This window comes from Enterobacter sp. UPMP2061, assembly GCF_053709615.1.
On record NZ_JBSKJP010000004.1, the window covers coordinates 98,298 to 123,911 of the forward strand.

The 25,614-nt window shown below is 54.1% G+C and carries 22 protein-coding genes and 2 tRNA genes; 19 read left to right on the plus strand and 5 right to left on the minus strand.

What is annotated here, in order from left to right; all coding sequences use genetic code 11:
- Nucleotides 1–14: 14 nt before the first annotated feature.
- From pmrB to dacB, 3 genes are read right to left on the minus strand one after another with little or no spacing between them, the layout of a single operon-like run.
- A complete protein-coding gene (gene pmrB, locus ACWKXX_RS11050) occupies nt 15–1,058 on the minus strand; it encodes a two-component system sensor histidine kinase PmrB (RefSeq protein WP_017382733.1) in 1,044 nt (347 codons plus the stop codon).
- A complete protein-coding gene (gene pmrA, locus ACWKXX_RS11055) occupies nt 1,055–1,717 on the minus strand; it encodes a two-component system response regulator PmrA (RefSeq protein WP_015571977.1) in 663 nt (220 codons plus the stop codon). The genes pmrB and pmrA overlap by 4 nt, the downstream gene beginning before the upstream one ends.
- Before the next feature lie 2 nt (nt 1,718–1,719).
- Nucleotides 1,720–3,153, minus strand: a complete 1,434-nt coding sequence (dacB, locus tag ACWKXX_RS11060) for a serine-type D-Ala-D-Ala carboxypeptidase (protein WP_015571976.1) — start codon at nt 3,151–3,153, stop codon at nt 1,720–1,722.
- Nucleotides 3,154–3,381: 228 nt separating this feature from the next.
- On the opposite strand from dacB, the gene greA reads away from it, so the two are divergent.
- A complete protein-coding gene (greA, locus tag ACWKXX_RS11065) occupies nt 3,382–3,858 on the plus strand; it encodes a transcription elongation factor GreA (RefSeq protein WP_006812122.1) in 477 nt (158 codons plus the stop codon).
- A gap of 151 nt (nt 3,859–4,009) precedes the next feature.
- On the opposite strand, the gene yhbY is transcribed toward greA, so the two are convergent.
- The gene (gene yhbY, locus ACWKXX_RS11070) at nt 4,010–4,303 is read right to left on the minus strand and encodes a ribosome assembly RNA-binding protein YhbY (RefSeq protein ID WP_003861814.1); all 294 of its coding nucleotides are present in this window, start codon (nt 4,301–4,303) and stop codon (nt 4,010–4,012) included.
- Between the two features lie 127 nt (nt 4,304–4,430).
- Here yhbY and rlmE point away from each other — a divergent pair, with 127 nt between their 5' ends.
- From rlmE to ACWKXX_RS11100, 6 genes are all read left to right on the plus strand, one after another.
- Nucleotides 4,431–5,057 carry a 23S rRNA (uridine(2552)-2'-O)-methyltransferase RlmE gene (rlmE, locus tag ACWKXX_RS11075; protein ID WP_003861812.1) on the plus strand — a complete coding sequence of 209 codons (627 nt, stop codon included), beginning with the start codon at nt 4,431–4,433 and terminating at the stop codon, nt 5,055–5,057.
- Between the two features lie 102 nt (nt 5,058–5,159).
- Nucleotides 5,160–7,094, plus strand: a complete 1,935-nt coding sequence (gene ftsH, locus ACWKXX_RS11080) for an ATP-dependent zinc metalloprotease FtsH (RefSeq protein ID WP_003861810.1) — start codon at nt 5,160–5,162, stop codon at nt 7,092–7,094.
- A gap of 98 nt (nt 7,095–7,192) precedes the next feature.
- Nucleotides 7,193–8,041, plus strand: coding sequence for a dihydropteroate synthase (gene folP, locus ACWKXX_RS11085; protein ID WP_261665968.1), 849 nt, complete (start codon nt 7,193–7,195; stop codon nt 8,039–8,041).
- Nucleotides 8,034–9,371, plus strand: coding sequence for a phosphoglucosamine mutase (gene glmM / locus ACWKXX_RS11090; protein WP_017693917.1), 1,338 nt, complete (start codon nt 8,034–8,036; stop codon nt 9,369–9,371). The genes folP and glmM overlap by 8 nt, the downstream gene beginning before the upstream one ends.
- A gap of 222 nt (nt 9,372–9,593) precedes the next feature.
- Nucleotides 9,594–9,926 (plus strand): preprotein translocase subunit SecG, encoded by a 333-nt coding sequence (gene secG / locus ACWKXX_RS11095; RefSeq protein WP_003861803.1) that lies wholly within the window; start codon nt 9,594–9,596, stop codon nt 9,924–9,926.
- Between the two features lie 9 nt (nt 9,927–9,935).
- Nucleotides 9,936–10,022, plus strand: a tRNA-Leu gene (locus ACWKXX_RS11100).
- A gap of 187 nt (nt 10,023–10,209) precedes the next feature.
- Here ACWKXX_RS11100 and argG read toward each other — a convergent pair.
- The gene (gene argG / locus ACWKXX_RS11105) at nt 10,210–11,556 is read right to left on the minus strand and encodes an argininosuccinate synthase (protein WP_015571974.1); all 1,347 of its coding nucleotides are present in this window, start codon (nt 11,554–11,556) and stop codon (nt 10,210–10,212) included.
- Nucleotides 11,557–11,842: 286 nt separating this feature from the next.
- Here argG and ACWKXX_RS11110 point away from each other — a divergent pair.
- From ACWKXX_RS11110 to mtr, 12 genes are all read left to right on the plus strand, one after another.
- Nucleotides 11,843–11,919: transfer RNA gene (locus ACWKXX_RS11110), tRNA-Met, on the plus strand.
- Between the two features lie 207 nt (nt 11,920–12,126).
- Nucleotides 12,127–12,579, plus strand: a complete 453-nt coding sequence (gene rimP / locus ACWKXX_RS11115; protein ID WP_014833432.1) for a ribosome maturation factor RimP — start codon at nt 12,127–12,129, stop codon at nt 12,577–12,579.
- A gap of 28 nt (nt 12,580–12,607) precedes the next feature.
- Nucleotides 12,608–14,110 carry a transcription termination factor NusA gene (gene nusA / locus ACWKXX_RS11120; protein WP_003861798.1) on the plus strand — a complete coding sequence of 501 codons (1,503 nt, stop codon included), beginning with the start codon at nt 12,608–12,610 and terminating at the stop codon, nt 14,108–14,110.
- A 24-nt stretch (nt 14,111–14,134) separates the two neighbouring features.
- Complete coding sequence (infB, locus tag ACWKXX_RS11125; RefSeq protein WP_032649657.1) at nt 14,135–16,822, plus strand: translation initiation factor IF-2; 2,688 nt, start codon at nt 14,135–14,137, stop codon at nt 16,820–16,822.
- Between the two features lie 106 nt (nt 16,823–16,928).
- Nucleotides 16,929–17,333 (plus strand): 30S ribosome-binding factor RbfA, encoded by a 405-nt coding sequence (rbfA, locus tag ACWKXX_RS11130; protein WP_003861793.1) that lies wholly within the window; start codon nt 16,929–16,931, stop codon nt 17,331–17,333.
- Nucleotides 17,333–18,283, plus strand: coding sequence for a tRNA pseudouridine(55) synthase TruB (truB, locus tag ACWKXX_RS11135; protein ID WP_047726737.1), 951 nt, complete (start codon nt 17,333–17,335; stop codon nt 18,281–18,283). Before rbfA ends, truB begins: the two co-directional genes overlap by 1 nt.
- A gap of 154 nt (nt 18,284–18,437) precedes the next feature.
- Complete coding sequence (gene rpsO / locus ACWKXX_RS11140) at nt 18,438–18,707, plus strand: 30S ribosomal protein S15 (protein ID WP_003861789.1); 270 nt, start codon at nt 18,438–18,440, stop codon at nt 18,705–18,707.
- A gap of 242 nt (nt 18,708–18,949) precedes the next feature.
- The gene (pnp, locus tag ACWKXX_RS11145) at nt 18,950–21,088 is read left to right on the plus strand and encodes a polyribonucleotide nucleotidyltransferase (RefSeq protein ID WP_261665969.1); all 2,139 of its coding nucleotides are present in this window, start codon (nt 18,950–18,952) and stop codon (nt 21,086–21,088) included.
- Nucleotides 21,089–21,197: 109 nt separating this feature from the next.
- Nucleotides 21,198–22,082 carry a lipoprotein NlpI gene (gene nlpI, locus ACWKXX_RS11150; protein WP_003861782.1) on the plus strand — a complete coding sequence of 295 codons (885 nt, stop codon included), beginning with the start codon at nt 21,198–21,200 and terminating at the stop codon, nt 22,080–22,082.
- Nucleotides 22,083–22,189: 107 nt separating this feature from the next.
- Complete coding sequence (gene yrbN, locus ACWKXX_RS11155; protein WP_097397692.1) at nt 22,190–22,270, plus strand: protein YrbN; 81 nt, start codon at nt 22,190–22,192, stop codon at nt 22,268–22,270.
- Nucleotides 22,263–24,158 (plus strand): DEAD/DEAH family ATP-dependent RNA helicase, encoded by a 1,896-nt coding sequence (locus ACWKXX_RS11160; protein ID WP_003861780.1) that lies wholly within the window; start codon nt 22,263–22,265, stop codon nt 24,156–24,158. The genes yrbN and ACWKXX_RS11160 overlap by 8 nt, the downstream gene beginning before the upstream one ends.
- 142 nt (nt 24,159–24,300) lie before the next feature.
- Nucleotides 24,301–25,545, plus strand: a complete 1,245-nt coding sequence (mtr, locus tag ACWKXX_RS11165) for a tryptophan permease (protein WP_006812114.1) — start codon at nt 24,301–24,303, stop codon at nt 25,543–25,545.
- Nucleotides 25,546–25,614 lie beyond the last annotated feature (69 nt).

A 25,614-nucleotide genomic window follows, 5' to 3' on the forward strand; every position in this document is an offset into this window, starting at 1 on the left:
AACGGGGCTTTTTTTTATCCTATTTTCGCCGGTAACCAACAGCTGGCGATGAGGCCGCCCTCAGCGCCGTTCTCCAGCGTTAAATGGCCATGATGGAGCTGTACGATACGCTGTACGATGCTCAGCCCAAGGCCGCTGCCGCCGTAGCGCTGGTCGAGACGTCGGAAAGGTTCGGTGATCGACTGGCGGTGCGCCTCATCAATACCCGGCCCCTGATCGGTAACGCTCACCCGGGTACCGCCCTCCGTCGCTGTTAATGCCACTTCAATGGTTGTGCCTGCCGGGCTGTAGCGGGCGGCATTCTCCAGAAGGTTCCTTAGCATCAGACGTAACAGGACGGCGTCCCCCTGTACCGTCAGCGCGCTGTGGGCCGGCCATATTACCGTATGCTCTTTGGCTTCATGCTCCAGGCTGAGCGGAGCAATGATCGTCTCTGTCCAGTTCACGGTATCGTAATGGCCGCTGGCCATCGCCTGTCCGGCACGCGCCAGCATCAGCAGCTGTTCCACCGTGTGCATCAACTGATCGATACGGCTTATCAGTGGCGTGGCCTGCGGGGAACCGGACTGAGCCATCAGTTCCAGATGGAGCCTGATCCCCGCAAGCGGCGTACGTAACTCGTGTGCCGCATCGGCGGTAAACAGGCGTTCCTGTTGAATAGTGTGGTCCAGCCGGGCGAGGAGTTGATTGAGCGAGGTGGTCACAGCGCCTATCTCTTCCATATCGGAATACATCGGCAGGGGAGTCAGATTATCCGCCGAACGGTTCGCAAGGCTGGCGCGAAGTTTGTTGAGTGGTCGGGTGATCCAGGTGACTGCCCAGAATGAGAAGAGCAAGGTAAAACCGACCATCACCAGAGAAGGGACCAGCAGGGAGGCAATGGCTTCGCGGATCTCTTTTTCGACATGGTTGTTGCGCGCTTTGGCGGACAACGTTTCGTTCACCAGAAAACCGATCTGCTCGCGGCTCTCATGCCACAGCCAGACAACGCTAATGAGTTGAAAAAATAGCAGAATAACCGCCAGCAACACCATTAATCGCCGGCGCATACTGTTCATTTCTGGCTCTCCAGACGGTAACCCACGCCGCGTACGGTTTTGATGCGATCTTTACCGAGCTTGCGCCGCAGATTATGAATGTGAACTTCAAGCGTGTTTGATCCTGGATCGTCCTGCCAGGAGTAGATGTCCTGTTGCAGCGTTTCACGGTGCACGGTCTGCCCGCTGCGCATGATCAGGCGCGTCAGCAGAGCGAACTCTTTTGGCGTCACTTCCACAGGCTGAGACTGGCGCAGCACCTGCTGAGTTTGCAGATTGAGGGTGATATCTCCGTCCGTCAGCAGGTTGTCGCTGTGGCCCTGATAGCGGCGGATCAACGCCCGTACGCGAGCCTGTAGCTCGGCAAGGGCGAAGGGTTTTACCAGATAATCGTCAGCGCCAGAATCCAGCCCGTTAATTCTGTCTTCAATGGCATCGCGGGCGGTGAGAATCAAGACGGGATTCTCAACCCCGCGACGACGCCACTGGCAGAGCAGCGTCGCGCCGTCTTTATCCGGCAGCCCTAAATCCAGGATCACGAGGCTGTATTCACCGCTCTGGATCAGGGCATCTGCTTCAGCGGCCGTGGTGGCACAATCCAGGGCGTAGCCTTCATTCCCCAGCGCCAGCGCTAACCCTTCCTGCAATAACAGATCGTCTTCAACTATCAGTAGTTTCATCGCTAGTTATTCTGGTAGATGTCCTTATAGAGCCTGCTTTCGAAACGCACCAGTGGAATACGGCGATTGCGCTGGTCAGCCGGTTCGACGGCATAGCCGGAAAGATATTGCACAAATGCCATGCGTTGTCCGCTGGCGGTAGTGATAAAACCGGCAAGGTTGTAAACGCCTTGCAGGGAACCCGTTTTGGCTGACACTTTGCCATCCACGCCCGCAGCGTGAAGGCCCGCGCGGTACTGAAGAGAGCCGTCGTGTCCGGCAAGCGGCAGCATCGTAATAAAGTTTAGCTCAGCGTCATGCTGAGCAATGTACTGCAACACCTGCATCATGGTGGCCGGCGAGATCAGGTTATGACGCGATAAACCGGAACCATCAACGGCGATCGTATTGCCCAGATCGATACCCGCCTGCTGGCGCAGGATCTGACGTACGGCATCAGAACCGGCCCGCCAGGTGCCCGGCACACCAAATCGCGCGTGCCCAATCATGCGGAACACCGTGTCGGCAATCATGTTATCCGACTTTTTCAGCATAATCTTAAGCAAATCATGCAGTGGCGCGGACTGTTTGCTGGCGATCACCGTGCCTGGCTCATTCACCTGCGTCTGGCGCAGCAGCGTTCCGGTGTAGGTTATGCCCGCCTGCTTCAGTTCATCTTTAAAAATGGCACCGGCATAGCCCGCGCCATCCTGAATGGCGAAGGCCAGCGGGAGGGGATCGGACCGCTGGGTCAGGCAGCCGGTGAGCGTATAGCGATTGAGATCGCCCGGTACCACGTCCAGCTCGCAATACTGCGCCTCCGGGGAGCCTTTCGCCAGCGTCCGCACCTGGCTGAACATCGTGACCGGGTAGTATGAGGCCACGCGGATAAAAGCTAAGTCATTTGGTTTTGGCGCGCTGTAAAGCGATACGGAGAAGCAGTTACGGTCAACGATGGCGGCGGCTGGCGGGGCGCTAAAGCACTGCGTCATGTCGTTCCACGGCCAGCCAGGCGCTTTATCGTGGCTGGCGAAAATGGAGGTGTCGATCAGCACGTTGCCATCAATTTTTGTTACGCCGGATTTTTTCAGTACCGCCACCATATTGCGGACATCCTGGCGCTTAAAGGTGGGATCGCCACCAAAACGGGCGATAAGATCGCCTTTCAATTCGCCACCCTCAACGTTACCTCTGGTTTCAAGGGTGGTAGTAAAACGGAAGTCAGGCCCGAGCTGGAGCAGGGCGGCGAGGGCAGTGATCACCTTCTGGGTACTGGCAGGCAGCGCCATCTGTTGACTGTGATAGTCAATCTCGGGAGCCTGCGCGCCAACCTTCTGCACCATCAGGGCAAGGTTCGCGCCGGCGGGCAGTTGATTAATGTACTCATCAACATTCGCGGCCTGAACGGTGAACGTTATACTGGTAGTCAATCCGATGATAAAACTGGAAAATCGCATAATCTCGCGCTAACAACCCGAAAACAAACCGTCATACTACGGTGCATGGCACTGTAAAGTAAACGATGACCCATAGTGAACTTCGCGGTAAAATGCGTATCAAATTGAAAAATTGCTGCTGACCTGGGGCGTTGCTCCCGGGTCGGTTTTCTTTTTGCTTCTGGCCTGTTCAGGTGGGCTGGAGCAGGGAACACTGCTCCCAACAGGAATGTTTAAGAGGTATAACAAATGCAAGCTATTCCGATGACCTTACGTGGTGCCGAAAAACTGCGCGAAGAGCTGGATTTTCTCAAATCCGTGCGTCGCCCTGAAATCATCGCCGCTATCGCGGAAGCGCGTGAGCATGGCGACCTGAAAGAGAATGCTGAATACCACGCGGCGCGTGAGCAGCAGGGTTTCTGTGAGGGGCGCATTAAAGATATCGAGGCGAAACTGTCTAACGCGCAGGTTATCGATATCACCAAAATGCCAAATAATGGCCGTGTGATCTTCGGCTCTACCGTCAGCGTCCTGAATCTGGACAACGACGAAGAGCAGACCTATCGCATCGTGGGTGATGATGAAGCGGACTTCAAACAGAACCTTATTTCGGTGAACTCGCCGATTGCTCGTGGCCTGATTGGCAAAGAGCAGGACGATGTGGTCACCATCCGCACCCCTGGTGGTGAAGTGGAATACGAAATTATTAAGGTTGAATACCTGTAATTCGCTTCTCTACTAAGATGTTGATACATTGTAAAGAAAAGAAAAAGGCCGCATAGCGGCCTTTTATCAACTCAAGGAGCATGGCATTTTGCTCGCCTGCTGAAAGAAATCCCTCGTTTCACACACAAAATGTGTTCGATTCAGGATATCCTTAACGTGGCAGCGAGATTTTGCGCTCTTTTGATGGGCGATAGAGCACCAGCGTTTTACCGATGACCTGTACATTACAGGCGCCGGTTTCGCGCACGATGGCTTCCACGATCAGGTTTTTAGTGTCTCTGTCTTCAGAGGCGATTTTCACCTTGATCAGCTCGTGGTGTTCCAGCGCTTGTTCAATCTCGGCAAGCACCCCTTCGGTCAAACCATTGTTGCCAAGCATCACTACAGGCTTGAGCGGATGTGCCAGACCTTTAAGGTGCTGTTTTTGTTTAGTACTCAGATTCATCGTATATTTTTGCTTACGTTGGGATTGAAAACGGTTCATTCTACCGCCATCTCCCTAATATCGCCAAATAGCTGCGTAGAAATTTACGTCACAGGCAAGCAACGATGAACCAGGACGGAAATGTTAAATGACAGGTAAAAAGCGTTCTGCCAGCTCCAGCCGCTGGCTTCAGGAACACTTTAGCGATAAATATGTTCAACAGGCGCAGAAAAAGGGGTTGCGTTCCCGCGCCTGGTTTAAACTTGATGAAATACAGCAAAGTGACAAACTTTTTAAACCGGGAATGACGGTGGTCGACCTCGGTGCGGCACCTGGCGGATGGTCCCAGTATGCGGTTACGCAGATCGGCGGAACGGGCCGAATCATCGCATGCGATCTTTTACCAATGGATCCCATCGTCGGTGTCGACTTCCTTCAGGGCGACTTTCGTGATGAATTAGTGCTTAAAGCACTACTTGATCGTGTAGGTGACAGTAAGGTCCAGGTTGTCATGTCGGATATGGCGCCAAATATGTGTGGAACACCGGCGGTGGATATCCCCCGCGCCATGTATCTGGTGGAACTAGCGTTAGAAATGTGTCGTGATGTACTAGCGCCTGGTGGTAGTTTTGTTGTGAAGGTGTTTCAGGGCGAAGGTTTCGAGGAGTATCTTAAGGAAATTCGCTCCCTGTTTGCGAAGGTCAAAGTTCGTAAGCCGGACTCTTCCCGGGCCCGTTCCCGTGAAGTGTATATTGTAGCGACCGGGCGAAAATGATAACCGGTAGATTTCAGGCGAAAGTTTGAATGAAACTGGATATAGAGTATCCTGACGCTGTTTTTAACACAGTTGTAATATGAGGTTAATCCCTTGAGTGACATGGCGAAAAACCTAATACTCTGGCTGGTCATTGCCGTTGTGCTGATGTCAGTATTCCAGAGCTTTGGGCCCAGCGAGTCGAATGGCCGCAAGGTGGATTATTCTACCTTCCTGCAAGAGGTCAATCAGGACCAGGTTCGCGAAGCGCGTATCAACGGACGTGAGATCAACGTTACCAAGAAAGATAGTAACCGTTACACGACTTACATCCCGGTGAACGATCCTAAGCTGCTTGATAACCTTCTGACCAAAAACGTCAAAGTGGTAGGCGAGCCGCCGGAAGAACCAAGCCTGCTGGCTTCTATCTTCATTTCCTGGTTCCCGATGCTGCTTCTTATCGGCGTCTGGATCTTCTTTATGCGCCAGATGCAGGGCGGTGGTGGCAAAGGTGCCATGTCGTTCGGTAAGAGCAAGGCGCGTATGCTGACGGAAGACCAGATCAAGACCACGTTTGCTGACGTAGCAGGTTGTGACGAAGCAAAAGAAGAGGTGGGTGAACTGGTTGAATACCTGCGCGAGCCGAGCCGTTTCCAGAAACTGGGCGGTAAGATCCCGAAAGGCGTCCTGATGGTCGGCCCTCCGGGTACCGGTAAAACCCTGCTGGCAAAAGCCATCGCGGGTGAAGCGAAGGTGCCGTTCTTTACTATTTCAGGTTCTGACTTCGTTGAAATGTTCGTGGGTGTCGGTGCATCTCGTGTGCGTGACATGTTCGAGCAGGCTAAGAAGGCAGCACCGTGCATCATCTTCATCGATGAAATCGACGCCGTAGGCCGCCAGCGTGGCGCAGGCCTGGGTGGTGGTCACGATGAACGTGAGCAGACCCTGAACCAGATGCTGGTTGAGATGGACGGCTTCGAAGGTAACGAAGGTATCATCGTTATCGCGGCAACTAACCGTCCGGACGTACTCGACCCTGCGCTGCTGCGTCCAGGCCGTTTTGACCGTCAGGTTGTGGTCGGTCTGCCGGATGTTCGCGGTCGTGAACAGATTCTGAAAGTGCATATGCGACGCGTACCGCTGGCGCCAGATATCGACGCGGCAATCATTGCTCGTGGTACTCCAGGCTTCTCCGGTGCGGATCTGGCTAACCTGGTCAACGAAGCAGCACTGTTTGCCGCTCGCGGTAACAAGCGCGTGGTGTCCATGGTGGAATTCGAGAAAGCGAAAGACAAAATCATGATGGGTGCGGAACGTCGCTCCATGGTGATGACGGAAGCGCAGAAAGAGTCCACGGCATATCACGAAGCGGGTCACGCGATTATCGGTCGTCTGGTGCCGGAACACGATCCCGTACACAAGGTGACGATTATTCCGCGCGGTCGTGCGCTGGGTGTGACCTTCTTCCTGCCTGAAGGCGACGCGATCAGCGCCAGCCGTCAGAAGCTGGAAAGCCAGATTTCAACCCTGTACGGCGGTCGTCTGGCTGAAGAGATTATCTACGGTGCGGAACATGTTTCCACCGGTGCGTCGAACGATATTAAAGTGGCGACAAACCTGGCGCGTAACATGGTGACTCAGTGGGGCTTCTCCGACAAACTCGGTCCGCTGCTGTATGCAGAGGAAGAGGGCGAAGTATTCCTGGGCCGCTCTGTGGCAAAAGCGAAACATATGTCCGATGAAACGGCACGTATCATCGACCAGGAAGTGAAAGCGCTGATTGAACGTAACTACGCTCGCGCCCGTCAGATCCTGAACGACAATATGGACATCCTGCATTCGATGAAAGATGCGCTCATGAAATATGAGACCATCGATGCACCGCAGATTGACGACCTGATGGCGCGCCGCGAAGTGCGTCCGCCGGCAGGCTGGGAAGACCCAGGCGCGTCTAACAATTCTGACAACAATGGCACCCCGCGTGCGCCGCGTCCGGTCGATGAACCGCGTACGCCAAACCCGGGCAACACCATGTCAGAGCAGTTGGGCGACAAGTAAGTCACTGCTGTTGAAGCGTTTGTCTGTATCTCAAACCCTGGAGCTTGCTCCGGGGTTTTTCTTATCTGTTTAACCACATTAATCCCAGGGACTTCACCATGAAACTATTCGCCCAGGACTCGCATCTCGACCTTTCACATCCCCATGTGATGGGGATCCTGAATGTCACGCCTGATTCCTTCTCTGACGGCGGCACGCATAATTCGCTTATCGACGCGGTTAAACACGCGAATTTAATGATTAACGCGGGTGCCACTATCATTGACGTTGGAGGGGAGTCAACGCGGCCTGGCGCGGCGGAGGTTTCAGTGGATGAAGAGCTGGCGCGCGTGGTGCCGGTGGTGGAGGCTATCGCCCGGCGCTTTGAAGTGTGGATCTCCGTTGATACCTCCAAACCCGAAGTGATCCATGAAGTGGCGAGAGTGGGCGCTCACATTATCAATGATATCCGCTCGCTGACCGAGCCGGGCGCGATTGAAGCCGCCGCAGAAACCGGGCTACCGGTGTGTCTGATGCATATGCAGGGTCAGCCTAAGACAATGCAGGAGGCGCCAAAATATGAAGATGTGTTTGCCGACGTCACCCGCTTCTTTATTGAGCATATCGAACGCTGTGAACGTGCGGGTATCGCAAAAGAGAAATTGCTGCTCGACCCGGGCTTCGGTTTCGGTAAAAATCTCTCACACAATTACGCGTTGCTTGCGCGCTTATCAGAGTTTCATCAGTTCGGCCTGCCACTGCTGGTGGGAATGTCGAGAAAATCGATGATTGGTCAGTTGTTAAATGTCGGGCCGAGCGAACGTCTGAGCGGCAGTCTGGCCTGCGCGGTGATTGCCGCGATGCAAGGTGCACACATCATTCGCGTCCATGACGTAAAAGAAACAGTAGAAGCCATGCGTGTGGTGGAAGCCACACTGGCAGCGAAGGAAAACAAACGCTATGAGTAATCGTAAATATTTTGGTACCGATGGCATCCGTGGGCGCGTAGGCGATGCGCCAATTACCCCTGACTTTGTCCTGAAGCTGGGCTGGGCAGCGGGGAAAGTGCTGGCGCGTCATGGCTCCCGTAAGATCATTATTGGGAAAGATACCCGTATTTCGGGTTATATGCTGGAGTCCGCGCTGGAAGCCGGGCTGGCGGCGGCGGGGCTTTCAGCTTCCTTTACGGGGCCAATGCCGACCCCTGCTGTTGCCTATCTGACCCGCACCTTCCGTGCGGAAGCGGGCATCGTCATTTCAGCTTCCCATAATCCGTTCTATGACAACGGTATCAAATTCTTCTCCATCGACGGCACCAAACTGCCGGATGACGTGGAAGAGGCGATTGAAGCGGAAATGGAAAAAGAGATCACCTGTGTTGACTCCGCTGAGCTGGGTAAAGCAAACCGTATTGTCGATGCCGCAGGCCGCTACATTGAATTCTGCAAAGGCACTTTCCCGAATGAGCTGAGCCTGGCACACCTCAAAATTGTGGTGGACTGTGCCAACGGTGCGACTTACCACATTGCGCCGAATGTGTTCCGCGAGCTGGGTGCCAAAGTGATCACTATCGGCTGCGAGCCGGATGGTCTGAACATCAACGAAGAAGTCGGCGCGACAGACGTGCGTGCCTTGCAGGCGCGTGTGCTGGCTGAAAAGGCCGATCTGGGTATTGCCCTGGATGGCGATGGTGACCGTGTGATCATGGTTGACCACGAAGGTAACAAGGTCGATGGCGATCAGATCCTCTACATCATTGCCCGTGAAGGCCTGCGTCAGGGGCAATTGCGCGGTGGCGCGGTGGGTACGCTGATGAGCAATATGGGCCTGGAACTGGCGTTGAAACAGCTGGGCATCCCGTTTGTTCGTGCGAAAGTGGGTGACCGCTACGTGCTGGAAAAACTCCAGGAGAAAGGCTGGCGTATTGGCGCGGAAAACTCCGGCCACGTGATCCTGCTCGATAAAACCACCACCGGTGACGGTATTGTGGCGGCGCTTCAGGTTGTTGCCGCGATGGCGCGTAACCATATGAGCCTGCACGATCTGTGCAGCGGCATGAAAATGTTCCCGCAGATTCTGGTCAATGTGCGTTTCACCGCGGGTAAAGGCGACCCGCTGGAAAATGATAACGTGAAAGCGGTGATGGCAGACGTGGAAGCGACTCTTGGCAGCCGTGGGCGCGTCCTGCTGCGTAAGTCGGGTACCGAGCCGCTGATCCGCGTGATGGTGGAAGGCGAAGACGAAGCGCAGGTAACCGAATTTGCGCACCGCATTGCGGATGCAGTCAAAGCTGCATAATCTTTCAGAATAAGTGTTTAAAAAGGCGGCGTTTGCCGCCTTTGTTTTAAGCAATGAATGGCTTTTTGCTGTTTTTTTCCGCAGTTGATACAATGCCTCGAAAATGCCCTTGCGAAGGTGATTCGCTTTGGTTAGTATTCACACCCGCTTCAGTGGGAAACAAAATCCTGCTAATTGGTCGAAGCATTGGTATGCGGCAAATCCGCAAGGAACAGGTTGATTATGTACGAAGCTCTTTTAGTTATTTTCCTTATTGTAGCCATCGCTCTCGTAGCGCTGATTATGCTACAGCAAGGTAAAGGCGCTGATATGGGAGCCTCCTTCGGAGCAGGCGCTTCCGGTACGCTGTTCGGTTCAAGTGGTTCTGCGAACTTCATGACCCGTACGACGGCGATTCTGGCTACGCTGTTCTTCATCATCAGTCTGGTGCTGGGCAATATCAACAGCAACAAGACCAGTAAAGGAAGCGAGTGGGAAAATCTGAGCGCGCCAGCAAAAACTGAGCAAACTCAGCCAGCTGCACCGGCTAAGCCAACCAGCGATATCCCGCAGTAAGTATTCCGTACCGAGGTGGTGGAATTGGTAGACACGCTACCTTGAGGTGGTAGTGCCCTAACGGGCTTGTGGGTTCGAGTCCCATCCTCGGTACCAATATTCCAGAAGAAAGACGTCGCAAGACGTCTTTTTTTTCGTCTGTACATTCTGTCTATCCGATCTTTTGTAGGGCGGGTAAGCGCAGCGCCACCCGCCGTTTTGCCCGGTGGCGCTGCGCTTACCGGGCCTACGAAGAGCATAAAAAAGGCGCCCAATGGGCGCCTTTTGCATGACTTGCTGTCGATTATTTCTTATCGCTGTGTTCCAGGTTCTCAACCTGAGGGAGGCCATTACCGGAACTGGCGGAGAGCAGGCCATTCTCAACATAGTTGAACAGCTTCTCACGGGTATCGGTGATGTCCAGGTTACGCATGGTCAGCTGGCCAATACGATCGTCCGGAGAGAACACTGACTCACCTTTCTCCATGGTCAGACGCTCTGCTTTATAGGTCAGGTTGTCAGACACGGTATTGAGGATGGAGTAATCATTGCCGCGACGCAGTTCCAGGGTCACTTCGCCAGTGATTGCGCTTGCCACCCAACGTTGCAGGGCGTCACGCAGCATCAGCGCCTGTGGATCAAACCAGCGACCCTGATACAGCAGTTTGCCCAGCTGACGGCCATGAGAGTGATACTGCTCAATGGTGTCTTCGTTGTGAATACCGGTCAGCAGACGCTCGTAAGCGATGTGCAGCAGCGCCATCCCCGGAGCTTCGTAAATGCCGCGGCTTTTCGCTTCGATGATACGGTTTTCGATCTGATCGCTCATACCCAGCCCGTGACGACCGCCGATGCGGTTTGCTTCCAGCATCAGTTCAACATCGTCGGAGAAGGTTTTACCGTTCAGGGCAACCGGATGACCACGTTCGAAACGCACGGTCACTTCTTCCGCCGGGATCTTCACGTTCTCATCCCAGAACTTCACACCCATGATCGGGTTAACAATTTTTACGCTGGAGTTCAGGAATTCCAGGTCTTTCGCTTCATGCGTCGCACCCAGCATGTTGGAGTCGGTTGAGTAGGCTTTCTCAACGGACATCTTGTAGTCAAAGCCGCAGGCAATCATAAACTCAGACATTTCATGACGGCCACCCAGCTCGTCGATGAAGTCGGTATCCAGCCACGGTTTGTAGATCTGCAACTCGGCGTTGGTCAGCAGGCCATAACGATAGAAACGTTCAATATCGTTGCCTTTATAGGTGCTACCGTCCCCCCAGATGTTCACGCCATCTTCTTTCATGGCGGCAACCAGCATAGTGCCGGTGACGGCACGACCCAGCGGGGTGGTATTGAAATAGGTCAGGCCGCCGGTCGTATTATGGAAAGCACCGCACTGGATTGCGGCAATCCCTTCGGCAACCAGCTGCTTACGGCAGTCGATCAGACGTGCGTTCTCTGCGCCATATTCCATGGCACGACGAGGGATCGCGTCATAATCTTCCTCGTCCGGCTGACCCAGGTTCGCAGTATATGCATAAGGAACCGCTCCCTTCTGGCGCATCCACAGCAGCGCAGCGCTGGTATCCAGGCCGCCAGAAAAAGCGATGCCAATACGTTGTCCTACCGGGAGATGCTTGAGAATCGTCGTCATATAATAAAACCCTGCTTGATTGACTGATTAGAGACCGTTTTCGCTCTCGATGCATGTTTATGCAAAATAAGTGAGTATTCATTTAATCATCTTTTATCGACGACCGAAAGAGACGTGTGCGTTTTTTGTAAAAATTTCCCTTTTATTGCCCTGGCTGAAGTTGGGTTGACAGGTGGGGTCAACTATCAATATACTGAACGCCGATTTTACGTCCCGTCTTCGGTACCAAATCCCAGCATTATTTGCAAATTCTGTCCAAAACGCGTAGAATTTGCCACGTTTCAGGCGCGGGGTGGAGCAGCCTGGTAGCTCGTCGGGCTCATAACCCGAAGGTCGTCGGTTCAAATCCGGCCCCCGCAACCACTTTCCTATAAAGTTCTTTTTCAAATATACTGTGAAGACTTAGAGCCTTCGTAGCTGGATTTGAAAAAATGCTTTCGGAGAGTGCTCCAGGCCACAGTTGTGGCTATAGGGTTCAGTTATCTAAAGCCCCGATTTATCGGGGTTTTTTGTTATCTGACTACAGAATAACTGGGCTTTACGCCCTTTTTTTATGTCTTGGGGGTGGGCTTGTCCACATTAGAGCAAAAATTAACAGAGATGATTACTGCGCCGGTCGAAGCACTGGGCTACGAACTGGTCGGCATCGAATTCGTTCGCGGCCGTACATCCACACTGCGCATCTATATTGATAGTGAAGATGGCATCAATGTTGATGATTGTGCTGATGTCAGCCACCAGGTGAGTGCGGTTCTTGATGTTGAAGATCCGATTACCGTTGCGTACAACCTGGAAGTTTCCTCACCTGGCCTCGATCGTCCGATGTTCACGGCCGAGCACTACGTGCGCTTTACCGGTGAAGAAGTGGCTCTCGTTCTGCGTATGGCCGTACAGAACCGCCGTAAATGGCAGGGAATTATCAAAGCCGTTGATGGTGAAATGATCACGGTGACAGTCGAAGGCAAAGATGAAGTGTTCGCGCTGAGTAATATCCAGAAGGCGAACCTGGTTCCCCACTTTTAACAGTCTGGATTGAGGTGAAAAGCCCGCGATGAACAAAGAAATTTTGGCTGTTGTTGAAGCCGTCTCCAACGAGAAATCACTGCCGCGTGAGAAGATTTTCGAAGCGCTGGAAAGTGCACTGGCTACAGCAACCAAGAAAAAATACGAACAAGAGATCGATGTTCGCGTAGAAATCGATCGTAAAAGCGGTGACTTCGATACATTCCGTCGTTGGGTAATCGTTGAAGAAGTGACCCAACCGACCAAAGAGATCACCCTGGAAGCGGCACGTTTTGAAGACGAAAGTCTGAACGTGGGTGACTACGTTGAAGATCAGATTGAATCTGTTACCTTCGACCGTATCACCACCCAGACCGCGAAGCAGGTTATCGTGCAGAAAGTTCGCGAAGCCGAGCGCGCGCTGGTTGTCGATCAGTTCCGCGATCAGGAAGGCGAAATTATCACTGGCGTGGTGAAGAAAGTGAACCGCGACAACATCTCTCTGGAGATCAAATCCGAAGGGCTGCCGGGTAACGCTGAAGCCGTGATCCTGCGTGAAGACATGCTGCCGCGTGAAAACTTCCGCCCAGGCGACCGTATTCGTGGTGTGCTGTATGCCGTACGTCCTGAAGCGCGTGGTGCACAGCTGTTCGTGACGCGTTCTAAACCAGAAATGCTGGTTGAACTGTTCCGTATCGAAGTGCCGGAAATCGGCGAAGAAGTTATCGAGATCAAAGCGGCGGCCCGCGATCCGGGTTCCCGTGCGAAAATTGCGGTGAAAACCAACGACAAGCGTATCGACCCGGTCGGTGCTTGCGTCGGTATGCGTGGCGCACGTGTTCAGGCGGTTTCTACCGAACTGGGCGGCGAGCGCATTGATATCGTTCTGTGGGACGATAACCCGGCGCAGTTCGTGATCAACGCAATGGCACCGGCTGATGTGGCGTCTATCGTTGTTGACGAAGACAAACACACCATGGATATCGCTGTAGAAGCGGGCAACCTGGCGCAGGCGATTGGCCGTAACGGTCAGAACGTACGTCTGGCGTCACAGCTGAGCGGCTGGGAACTCAACGTGATGACCGTTGATGACCTTCAGGCCAAGCATCAGGCTGAAGCCCACGCGGCGATCGATACCTTCACCAAATACCTGGACATTGACGAAGACTTCGCCACTGTGCTGGTTGAAGAAGGTTTCTCTACGCTGGAAGAACTGGCCTACGTGCCAATGAAAGAGCTGCTGGAAATTGACGGTCTGGATGAACCAACCGTTGAAGCCCTGCGTGAACGCGCTAAAAACGCACTGACCACCCTGGCGCTGGCTCAGGAAGAAAGCCTTGGCGATAAGAAGCCGGCTGATGACCTGCTGAATCTGGAAGGTCTTGATCGTGCGATTGCGTTCAAGCTGGCTGCCCGTGGTGTTTGTACGCTGGAAGATCTCGCTGAGCAAGGCGTTGATGACCTGGCCGATATCGAAGGTTTAACCGACGAGAAAGCCGGCGAACTCATCATGGCCGCACGTAATATTTGCTGGTTCGGCGACGAAGCGTAATAAACTGTAGCAGGAAGGAACAGCATGACTGATGTAACTGTAAAATCGCTGGCTGCTGAGATTCAGACCTCCGTGGACCGCCTGGTACAGCAATTTGCTGATGCAGGGATCCCGAAGTCCGCTGATGACTCGGTGACCGCGCAAGAAAAACAAACCTTGTTAGCGCACCTGAACCGTGAACACGGCTCTACGCCTGACAAGTTAACGCTACAGCGTAAAACGCGTAGCACGTTGAACATCCCTGGTACCGGTGGCAAAAGCAAGTCGGTACAAATTGAAGTCCGCAAGACGCGCACCTTTGTAAAACGTGATCCGCAAGAGGCAGAACGCCTTGCCGCGGAAGAGCAGGCACAGCGTGAAGCGGAAGAACAAGCTCAGCGTGAGGCAGAAGCCACTGCCAAACGTGAAGCAGAATTAAAAGCTGAACGTGAGGCCGCAGAAAAAGCGAAACGCGACGCCGGTGAAAAAGCGAAGCGTGACGCTGCGGAAAAAGACAAAGTGAGCAATCAACAGACCGACGAAATGACCAAAACTGCCCAGGCTGAAAAAGCCCGCCGTGAAAATGAAGCTGCCGAGCTGAAGCGTAAAGCGGAAGAAGAAGCCCGCCGCAAGCTTGAAGAAGAAGCTCGCCGCGTCGCCGAAGAAGCGCGTCGCATGGCAGAAGAAAACGAGAAGAACGGTGTGAATACCGCTGAACCAACTGAAGATACCAGCGATTATCACGTCACCACGTCTCAGCATGCGCGTCAGGCAGAAGACGACAACGACCGCGAAGTTGAAGGTGGTCGTGGCCGTACTCGCAGTGCAAAAGCTGCGCGTCCTGCGAAAAAAGGTAACAAACACGCCGAATCAAAAGCTGACCGTGAAGAAGCGCGTGCAGCGGTTCGCGGCGGTAAAGGCGGCAAGCGTAAAGGTTCCGCTCTCCAGCAGGGCTTCCAGAAGCCTGCTCAGGCCGTTAACCGTGACGTTGTGATCGGCGAAACCATCACCGTTGGCGAACTGGCTAACAAGATGGCGGTGAAAGGCTCTCAGGTCATCAAAGCGATGATGAAACTGGGCGCAATGGCCACCATTAACCAGGTCATCGACCAGGAAACCGCACAGCTGGTTGCCGAAGAGATGGGCCACAAAGTTATCCTGCGTCGTGAAAACGAGCTGGAAGAAGCAGTAATGAGCGACCGTGATACGGGCGCAGCGGCTGAACCGCGCGCACCGGTCGTGACCATCATGGGTCACGTTGACCACGGTAAAACCTCTCTGCTTGACTACATTCGTTCTACTAAGGTTGCCTCCGGCGAAGCGGGTGGTATTACCCAGCACATCGGTGCTTACCACGTAGAAACCGAAAACGGCATGATCACCTTCCTGGATACCCCAGGCCACGCAGCGTTTACCTCAATGCGTGCTCGTGGTGCTCAGGCAACGGATATCGTTGTTCTGGTCGTTGCTGCCGACGATGGCGTGATGCCACAGACCATTGAAGCTATCCAGCACGCGAAAGCGGCGCAGGTGCCTCTGGTTGTCGCAGTTAACAAAATCGATAAGCCAGAAGCCGATATGGATCGCGTGAAGAACGAACTGTCCCAGTACGGCGTTATGCCGGAAGAGTGGGGCGGTGAAGCGCAGTTCATCCCTGTATCTGCAAAAGCAGGTACCGGTATCGACGACCTGCTGAACGCTATCCTGCTTCAGGCTGAAGTTCTGGAGCTGAAAGCGGTTCGTAAAGGTATGGCGAGCGGCGCGGTAATCGAATCCTTCCTGGATAAAGGTCGTGGTCCGGTTGCAACCGTTCTGGTTCGCGAAGGTACTCTGCACAAGGGCGACATCGTTCTGTGTGGTTTCGAATACGGTCGCGTTCGTGCGATGCGTAACGAACTGGGTCAGGAAGTGCTGGAAGCGGGTCCGTCCATTCCAGTGGAAATTCTCGGCCTGTCCGGTGTTCCGGCTGCCGGTGACGAAGTCACCGTGGTACGTGACGAGAAGAAAGCGCGTGAAGTCGCTCTGTATCGTCAGGGTAAATTCCGTGAAGTGAAGCTGGCTCGTCAGCAGAAATCTAAACTCGAGAACATGTTTGCCAACATGACCGAAGGCGAAGTTCACGAAGTGAACATCGTTCTGAAAGCGGACGTTCAGGGTTCTGTGGAAGCGATCTCCGACTCCTTGCTGAAACTGTCTACCGACGAAGTGAAAGTGAAGATCATCGGTTCTGGCGTAGGTGGTATCACCGAAACTGACGCAACCCTGGCAGCAGCGTCCAACGCGATCCTGGTTGGCTTCAACGTTCGTGCTGACGCATCTGCGCGTAAAGTGATTGATGCTGAAAGCCTGGATCTGCGTTACTACTCCGTCATCTATAACCTGATTGACGAAGTGAAAGCAGCGATGAGCGGCATGCTGTCTCCTGAGCTGAAACAGCAGATCATCGGTCTGGCTGAAGTACGTGACGTGTTCAAATCACCGAAATTCGGTGCGATCGCGGGCTGTATGGTTACCGAAGGGATCATCAAGCGTCACAACCCAATCCGCGTACTGCGTGACAACGTGGTTATCTACGAAGGTGAGCTGGAATCCCTGCGCCGCTTCAAAGATGACGTTAACGAAGTCCGTAACGGCATGGAATGTGGTATCGGCGTGAAGAACTACAACGACGTTCGCGTTGGCGATATGATCGAAGTGTTCGAGATCATCGAAATTCAGCGTACCATCGCGTAATCTTCGTCAACTGAAGATTAATTAGCGTAGGCCGGGTAAGCGAAGCGCCACCCGGCAGTAATTTTAAAAAGGGGCTTAAGCCCCTTTTTTGTCTGGAGAATTTATTATGGCGAAAGAATTTGGTCGCCCACAGCGCGTCGCGCAGGAGATGCAGAAAGAGATCGCTCTCATTCTGCAACGTGAAATCAAAGATCCACGCGTGGGTATGATGACCACCGTGTCTGGCGTGGAAATGTCCCGCGACCTGGCGTACGCCAAAGTGTTTGTTACTTTCCTGAATGACCAGGATGAAGACGCCGTGAAGAACGGCATTAAAGCGTTGCAGGAAGCCTCTGGTTTCATCCGCTCTCTGCTTGGCAAAGCAATGCGCCTGCGTATCGTGCCAGAGCTGACCTTCTTCTACGACAACTCGCTGGTTGAAGGTATGCGTATGTCCAACCTGGTGACCAGCGTGGTGAAACATGACGATGAGCGTCGTGTTAACCCGGCGGACGACAGCAAGGAGGACTGATGAGTCGTCCTCGTCGTCGCGGTCGTGACGTGCATGGCGTGCTGTTGCTGGATAAACCACAGGGCGCATCCAGCAACGACGTGCTGCAAAAAGTGAAGCGTATTTATAACGCCAACCGTGCAGGGCACACTGGCGCGCTGGATCCGCTGGCAACTGGCATGCTGCCGATCTGCCTGGGGGAAGCGACAAAGTTTTCCCAGTACCTGCTGGATTCGGATAAGCGCTACCGCGTGATTGCCAAACTGGGCCAGCGCACGGATACCTCCGATGCAGATGGCCTGGTGGTGGAAGAGCGCCCGGTGACCTTCAGCGCGGAGCAACTTGATGCGGCGCTGGACAGCTTCCGTGGTGATACGCTACAGGTGCCGTCGATGTATTCGGCGCTGAAATATCAGGGCAAAAAGCTCTACGAATATGCGCGTCAGGGCATTGAGGTTCCGCGTGAAGCTCGTCCGATTACCGTGTATGAGCTGCTGTTCATTCGCCACGAAGGTGATGAACTCGAGCTGGAAGTACACTGTTCGAAAGGGACCTATATCCGCACCATCATTGATGACCTCGGTGAAAAGCTGGGCTGCGGCGCGCATGTGATTTATCTGCGTCGTCTGGCGGTCAGCAAATATCCGGTCGAACGCATGGTGACGCTTGAGCATCTGCACGCCCTGGTTGAGCAGGCGCAAGCGCAGGGCGTTGCGCCAGCCGATCTGCTGGACCCGCTGCTGATGCCAATGGACAGTCCGGCAGTGGACTTCCCGGTTGTTAATCTTCCTTTAACATCGTCCGTTTACTTTAAGAACGGAAACCCGGTTCGCACATCGGTGGCGCCGCTTGAGGGCCTGGTACGCGTGACGGAAGGTGACGAAGGGAAATTCATCGGTATGGGCGAAATGGACGGCGAAGGGCGTGTGGCGCCGCGTCGTCTGGTCGTCGAATATCCGGTCGAAGCGTGACGGTGATAACGCCTCACCTTGCGATAAGCAGGGGAGACGAGTAGAATATCGCCGCTTAACGCCTGGTAAATTGTTTAACAATCTGCGGGGCGTACATGGGATAGCTGAATTAGAGATCGGCATCCTTACATTCTTTATACTTTGGAGTTTGAAAATGTCTCTAAGCGTTGAAGCTAAAGCTAAAATCGTTTCTGAGTTTGGTCGTGGTACTAACGACAGCGGTTCTACCGAAGTTCAGGTTGCACTGCTGACTGCACAGATTAACCACCTGCAAGGTCACTTTGCAGAGCACAAAAAAGATCACCACAGCCGTCGTGGTCTGCTGCGTATGGTTTCTCAGCGTCGTAAACTGCTCGACTACCTGAAGCGTAAAGATGTTGCACGCTACACCGCGCTGATCGAGCGTCTGGGCCTGCGTCGCTAATTCTTGCGAGTTTCAGAAAAGGGGGCCTGATGGCCCCTTTTTTCAACCAGACGGCAGCAATTCAATGGAAACTATTGTATTGTTGCTATAAATGATCTTCATTGCAGAGGTTCGCGCGGCTAATGAGAGGCTTCACCCATGGGGGTGTCGGTTGTCATTAGTCGCGAGGATGCGAAGAAGGTCGGGTTAAATCGTCAGCACACCTGAGGTGTGCTTTCAAACATTTAAGAAAGGACAGAATTTTGCTGAATCCGATCGTTCGTAAATTCCAGTATGGTCAGCATACCGTCACGCTGGAAACCGGCATGATGGCGCGTCAGGCTACTGCTGCCGTTATGGTAAGCATGGATGACACTGCTGTATTCGTTACCGTAGTTGGCCAGAAAAAAGCTAAACCAGGTCAGGACTTCTTCCCACTGACCGTTAACTACCAGGAGCGTACCTACGCTGCCGGTAAAATCCCGGGTGGCTTCTTCCGTCGTGAAGGCCGTCCAAGCGAAGGCGAAACCCTGATCGCGCGTCTGATTGACCGCCCGGTTCGTCCGCTGTTCCCGGAAGGCTTCGTAAACGAAGTTCAGGTTATTGCGACCGTTGTTTCCGTTAACCCACAGGTTAACCCGGACATCGTTGCTATGATCGGCGCATCTGCGGCCCTGTCACTGTCTGGTATTCCATTCAATGGCCCAATCGGTTCCGCGCGCGTTGGCTACATCAACGACCAGTACGTACTGAACCCAACTCAGGAAGAGCTGAAAGAGAGTAAGCTGGACCTGGTTGTTGCCGGTACTGAAGCAGCGGTTCTGATGGTTGAATCCGAAGCTGAACTGCTGAGCGAAGATCAGATGCTGGGCGCTGTGGTATTTGGCCACGAGCAGCAGCAGATCGTTATTCAGAACATCAACGACCTGGTGAAAGAAGCCGGTAAACCACGTTGGGACTGGCAGCCAGAAGTGGTGAACGAGGCGCTGAACGCACGCGTTGCTGCACTGGCAGAATCTCGTCTGAGCGACGCATACCGCATCACCGACAAACAGGAGCGCTATGCTCAGGTTGATGTGATCAAATCTGAAGTGACCGCGACCCTGGTTGCCGAAGACGAAACGCTGGACGCTAACGAGATTGGCGAAATCCTGCACGCCATCGAGAAAAACGTTGTTCGTAGCCGCGTCCTGGCAGGCGAGCCGCGTATCGATGGCCGTGAAAAAGACATGATCCGTGGTCTGGACGTGCGTACTGGCGTACTGCCACGTACTCACGGTTCTGCGCTGTTCACCCGTGGTGAAACGCAGGCGCTGGTAACCGCGACCCTGGGTACCGCACGTGACGCACAGATCATCGACGAACTGATGGGCGAGCGTACTGACAGCTTCCTGTTCCACTACAACTTCCCTCCGTACTCTGTGGGCGAAACCGGTATGGTTGGCTCACCGAAGCGTCGTGAAATTGGTCACGGCCGTCTGGCGAAGCGCGGCGTGCTGGCAGTGATGCCAGAAGCAGACAAATTCCCGTACACCGTACGTGTGGTGTCTGAAATCACCGAATCCAACGGTTCCTCTTCTATGGCTTCCGTGTGTGGTGCCTCTCTGGCGCTGATGGATGCAGGCGTGCCAATTAAAGCCGCCGTTGCAGGTATCGCAATGGGTCTGGTGAAAGAGGGCGACAACTACGTTGTTCTGTCTGACATTCTGGGCGACGAAGACCACCTGGGCGATATGGACTTCAAAGTAGCGGGTTCCCGTGACGGTATCTCTGCCTTGCAGATGGATATCAAAATTGAAGGTATCACCAAAGAGATCATGCAGGTTGCTCTGAACCAGGCTAAAGGTGCGCGTCTGCACATCCTGGGCGTGATGGAACAGGCGATTAATGCGCCGCGTGGTGATATTTCTCAGTTCGCTCCACGTATCCACACCATCAAGATCAATCCAGACAAGATCAAAGATGTTATCGGTAAGGGCGGTTCTGTTATCCGTGCACTGACCGAAGAAACGGGCACCACCATCGAAATCGAAGATGACGGTACTGTGAAAATCGCAGCAACCGACGGCGAGAAAGCGAAATACGCTATCCGTCGTATCGAAGAGATCACGGCAGAAATCGAAGTGGGCCGTATCTACAATGGTAAAGTGACCCGTATCGTTGACTTTGGCGCATTCGTTGCCATCGGTGGCGGTAAAGAAGGTCTGGTACACATCTCTCAGATCGCTGACAAGCGCGTTGAGAAAGTGACCGATTACCTGCAAATGGGTCAGGAAGTACCGGTGAAAGTTCTGGAAGTTGACCGTCAGGGCCGTATCCGTCTGAGCATTAAAGAAGCAACCGAGCAGTCTCAGCCTGCTGCGGCACCGGAAGCCCCGGCTGCTGAACAGCAAGGCGAGTAAGGTTGCCATTTGCCCTCCGCGCAGGCGGAGGGCTTATTATCAGGCAGGACGCCTTGTTAAGCCGCCGGGGGACAGGACGTTCATCAATAGTTGTCTTCGGGAGTGGGAAATGAAGCCTTTTTTGCGCTGGTGTTTCGTTGCGACAGCTTTAACGCTGGCAGGATGCAGCAACTCTGCCTGGCGTAAGAGCGAAGTCCTCGCAGTGCCATTGCAACCGACTTTGCAGCAGGAAGTCATTCTGGCACGCATGGAACAAATACTTGCCAGTCGGGCTTTAACCGATGACGAACGCGCACAGCTTTTATATGAGCGCGGAGTGTTGTATGATAGTCTCGGTCTGAGGGCACTGGCGCGAAATGATTTTTCACAAGCGCTGGCGATTCGACCTGATATGCCTGAAGTATTCAATTACTTAGGCATTTATTTAACGCAGGCAGGCAATTTTGATGCTGCCTATGAAGCGTTTGATTCTGTACTTGAGCTTGATCCAACTTACAACTACGCGCACTTGAATCGCGGTATCGCATTGTATTACGGCGGTCGTGATAAGTTAGCGCAAGATGATCTGCTGGCGTTTTATCAAGACGATCCTAATGATCCTTTCCGCAGCCTGTGGCTTTACATCGTTGAGCAGAAGCTCGATGAGAAGCAGGCCAAAGAAGCACTGAAACAGCGCTTCGAGAAATCGGACAAGGAACAGTGGGGATGGAACATTGTCGAGTTCTACCTGGGCAACATTAGCGAAGCAACGCTGATGGAACGCCTCAAGGCGGACGCAACGGATAACACCTCGCTCGCTGAGCATCTCAGTGAAACCAACTTCTATTTAGGTAAGTACTACCTAAGTCTGGGGGATATGGACAGCGCTACGGCACTGTTCAAATTAGCGGTTGCTAACAACGTACATAACTTCGTTGAGCACCGTTATGCATTGTTGGAATTATCGCTCTTGGGCCAGGAGCAAGACGACCTGGCAGAATCGGACCAGCAATAGCTGACGACATAAACATCAGCCCGTAATCTTTTGATTGCCATCACCTTCACTGGTGAGGGCGTTGTTGTTCGTCAATACACCTAATTTGAGCCGGTTCACACTTTTCAATGAAAATTGCTAATCATTTTCACGATGAGCTAAGTAGACTGGCCGCCATTAATATCGAGGCACTTGTACTACATGGCTGAATTCGAAACCACTTTTGCAGATCTGGGCCTGAAGGCTCCTATCCTTGAAGCCCTTAACGATCTGGGTTACGAAAAACCATCTCCGATCCAGGCTGAGTGTATCCCACACCTGCTTTCTGGTCGTGACGTGCTGGGCATGGCCCAGACTGGTAGCGGTAAAACCGCAGCATTCTCGCTGCCGCTGCTGAACAACATTGATCCGGACCTGCGCGCGCCGCAGATCCTCGTCCTGGCTCCAACCCGTGAACTGGCTGTTCAGGTTGCTGAAGCTATGACGGAATTCTCTAAACATATGCGCGGCGTAAACGTGGTAGCCCTGTACGGCGGCCAGCGTTATGACGTGCAGTTACGCGCCCTGCGCCAGGGTCCACAGATTGTTGTCGGTACGCCGGGCCGTCTGCTGGATCACCTGAAGCGCGGTACCCTGGACCTCTCTAAACTGAGCGGTCTGGTACTGGACGAAGCCGATGAAATGCTGCGTATGGGCTTCATCGAAGACGTAGAAACCATCATGGCGCAGATCCCGGAAGGTCATCAGACCGCTCTGTTCTCTGCAACTATGCCAGAAGCGATCCGTCGCATTACCCGCCGCTTCATGAAAGAGCCGCAGGAAGTGCGCATTCAGTCCAGCGTGACCACTCGCCCGGACATCAGCCAGAGCTACTGGTCTGTATACGGCATGCGCAAAAACGAAGCGCTGGTGCGTTTCCTGGAAGCAGAAGATTTTGATGCGGCGATTATCTTCGTTCGTACCAAAAACGCGACCCTGGAAGTGGCTGAAGCCCTGGAGCGTAGCGGCTACAACAGCGCAGCGCTGAACGGCGACATGAACCAGGCCCTGCGTGAGCAGACTCTGGAGCGTCTGAAAGACGGTCGTCTGGATATCCTGATTGCAACCGACGTGGCAGCACGTGGCCTGGACGTTGAGCGTATCAGCCTGGTTGTAAACTACGATATCCCAATGGACTCCGAGTCTTACGTTCACCGTATCGGCCGTACCGGTCGTGCGGGTCGTGCAGGCCGTGCGCTGCTGTTCGTTGAGAACCGCGAGCGTCGTCTGCTGCGTAACATTGAACGCACCATGAAGCTGACCATTCCAGAAGCCGAGCTGCCAAACGCAGAACTGCTGGGCAAACGCCGTCTGGAAAAATTCGCCGCGAAAGTACAGCAGCAGCTGGAAAGCAGCGATCTGGATCAGTACCGTGCGCTGCTGTCCCAGATCCAGCCTGTCGCTGAAGGCGAAGAGCTGGACATGGAAACCCTGGCCGCAGCACTGCTGAAAATGGCGCAGGGCGAACGTAGCCTGATCGTGCCACCTGATGCGCCGATGCGTCCTAAGCGTGAGTTCCGTGACCGTGACGATCGTTTCGAACGTCGTGGCGACCGTAACGACCGTGGTCCACGCGGTGACCGTCCAGAGCGTGGTGGTGAAGACCGTCCACGTCGCGAGCGTCGTGACGCTGGCGAAATGGAACTGTATCGCATTGAAGTGGGCCGTGATGATGGTGTTGAAGTTCGTCACATCGTTGGCGCGATCGCTAACGAAGGCGACATCAGCAGCCGTTACATCGGTAACATCAAGCTGTTCGGTTCCCACTCCACCATCGAGCTGCCAAAAGGCATGCCGGGCGAAGTACTGCAACACTTTACTCGCACCCGTATCCTGAACAAGCCGATGAACATGCAGCTGCTGGGCGATGCACAGCCACGTCCTGACCGTGGCGGCGAACGTCGTGGCGGTGGTCGCGGTTTCGGTGGCGAGCGTCGTGAAGGCGGTCGCAGCGAAGGTCGCGGTGGTGAAGGCCGTCGTTTCTCCGGTGAGCGCCGCGAAAACCGTGGTCCACGCCGTGAAGAAGGCGCCAGCCGTCGTCGTTTCGGTGACGCGTAAGCCTTTCGCTTCTGACGTAAAGTAAAATATACAGCCCCGATAGTTGCTATCGGGGCTTTTTTTATTCCTTTTGTACTCTTGTACTGGTACAGTGCAACACACTAAAATGCAGAACCACATTTTTCACTGGAGATAAGGCCGCATGGCAACACTAACCACCACCCAAACGTCACCTTCGCTGCTTGGCGGCGTGGTGATCATCGGCGGAACCATCATTGGTGCCGGGATGTTTTCCCTGCCTGTGGTCATGTCCGGTGCGTGGTTCTTCTGGTCGCTGGCGGCGCTGGTTTTCACCTGGTTCTGCATGCTCCATTCCGGGCTGATGATCCTTGAAGCAAACCTGAACTACCGCATTGGCTCCAGCTTCGACACCATCACCCGGGATCTGTTGGGCAAAGGCTGGAACCTGGTGAACGGGCTGTCCATCGCGTTTGTACTCTATATCCTGACCTACGCGTACATTTCAGCGAGCGGGTCGATTCTGCATCACACCTTCTCAGAGATGTCGCTGAACGTTCCGGCGCGTCTGGCGGGTCTCTGCTTCGCGCTGGGCGTGGCGTTTATCGTCTGGATGAGCACCAAAGCGGTCAGCCGCATGACGGCGATCGTGCTGGGCGCAAAGGTCATCACCTTCTTTCTGACCTTCGGCAGCCTGCTGGGGCACGTCACGCCGGCCACGCTGTTTAACGTTGCGGAAGTGAACACCTCCTACACGCCGTACCTGCTGATGACGCTGCCATTCTGTCTGGCGTCGTTCGGCTACCACGGCAACGTACCGAGCCTGATGAAATACTACGGCAAGGATCCGCGCACCATCGTGAAATGCCTGGTTTACGGCACGCTGCTGGCACTAGGGCTGTATGTGATCTGGCTGCTGGGGACGATGGGTAACATCCCGCGTCCGGAATTTATCGGCATTGCGCAGAAGGGCGGTAACATTGATGTGCTGGTACAGGCGCTGAGCGGCGTGCTGAACAGCCGCAGCCTGGATCTGCTTCTGGTGGTCTTCTCGAACTTTGCGGTGGCGAGCTCATTCCTCGGCGTGACGCTGGGCCTGTTTGACTACCTGGCGGATCTGTTTGGTTTTGATGACTCTGCTATGGGGCGCTTCAAAACAGCGCTGTTGACCTTCCTGCCGCCGATTGTGGGCGGCCTGCTGTGGCCGAACGGTTTCCTGTACGCCATCGGCTATGCGGGACTGGCGGCCACCATCTGGGCGGCGATTGTACCGGCGCTGCTGGCGCGCAAATCACGTAAGCGCTTCGGCAGCCCGAAATTCCGCGTCTGGGGCGGAAAACCGATGATTGCGCTGATTCTGGTATTTGGTATCGGCAACGCGGTGGTGCACGTGCTGTCGAGTTTTAATCTGTTGCCGGTATATCAGTAAAACGTGCGGTCTGAACCCCTCACCCCGGCCCTCTCCCCATGGGAGAGGGAGAAAAGAATGTAGGCCCGG

Bases quoted from the DNA above. Each gene is read 5' to 3' on its own strand.
- rpsO (WP_003861789.1), top strand. From the start codon at position 18,438: ATGTCTCTAAGCGTTGAAGCTAAAGCTAAAATCGTTTCTGAGTTTGGT.
- infB (WP_032649657.1), top strand. From the start codon at position 14,135: ATGACTGATGTAACTGTAAAATCGCTGGCTGCTGAGATTCAGACCTCC.
- folP (WP_261665968.1), top strand. From the start codon at position 7,193: ATGAAACTATTCGCCCAGGACTCGCATCTCGACCTTTCACATCCCCAT.
- dacB (WP_015571976.1), bottom strand. From the start codon at position 3,153: ATGCGATTTTCCAGTTTTATCATCGGATTGACTACCAGTATAACGTTC.
- ftsH (WP_003861810.1), top strand. From the start codon at position 5,160: ATGGCGAAAAACCTAATACTCTGGCTGGTCATTGCCGTTGTGCTGATG.
- rlmE (WP_003861812.1), top strand. From the start codon at position 4,431: ATGACAGGTAAAAAGCGTTCTGCCAGCTCCAGCCGCTGGCTTCAGGAA.
- rbfA (WP_003861793.1), top strand. From the start codon at position 16,929: ATGGCGAAAGAATTTGGTCGCCCACAGCGCGTCGCGCAGGAGATGCAG.
- yhbY (WP_003861814.1), bottom strand. From the start codon at position 4,303: ATGAATCTGAGTACTAAACAAAAACAGCACCTTAAAGGTCTGGCACAT.
- pmrB (WP_017382733.1), bottom strand. From the start codon at position 1,058: ATGAACAGTATGCGCCGGCGATTAATGGTGTTGCTGGCGGTTATTCTG.
- nlpI (WP_003861782.1), top strand. From the start codon at position 21,198: ATGAAGCCTTTTTTGCGCTGGTGTTTCGTTGCGACAGCTTTAACGCTG.
- greA (WP_006812122.1), top strand. From the start codon at position 3,382: ATGCAAGCTATTCCGATGACCTTACGTGGTGCCGAAAAACTGCGCGAA.
- yrbN (WP_097397692.1), top strand. From the start codon at position 22,190: ATGAAAATTGCTAATCATTTTCACGATGAGCTAAGTAGACTGGCCGCC.
- ACWKXX_RS11160 (WP_003861780.1), top strand. From the start codon at position 22,263: ATGGCTGAATTCGAAACCACTTTTGCAGATCTGGGCCTGAAGGCTCCT.
- glmM (WP_017693917.1), top strand. From the start codon at position 8,034: ATGAGTAATCGTAAATATTTTGGTACCGATGGCATCCGTGGGCGCGTA.
- argG (WP_015571974.1), bottom strand. From the start codon at position 11,556: ATGACGACGATTCTCAAGCATCTCCCGGTAGGACAACGTATTGGCATC.
- secG (WP_003861803.1), top strand. From the start codon at position 9,594: ATGTACGAAGCTCTTTTAGTTATTTTCCTTATTGTAGCCATCGCTCTC.
- mtr (WP_006812114.1), top strand. From the start codon at position 24,301: ATGGCAACACTAACCACCACCCAAACGTCACCTTCGCTGCTTGGCGGC.
- pmrA (WP_015571977.1), bottom strand. From the start codon at position 1,717: ATGAAACTACTGATAGTTGAAGACGATCTGTTATTGCAGGAAGGGTTA.
- nusA (WP_003861798.1), top strand. From the start codon at position 12,608: ATGAACAAAGAAATTTTGGCTGTTGTTGAAGCCGTCTCCAACGAGAAA.
- truB (WP_047726737.1), top strand. From the start codon at position 17,333: ATGAGTCGTCCTCGTCGTCGCGGTCGTGACGTGCATGGCGTGCTGTTG.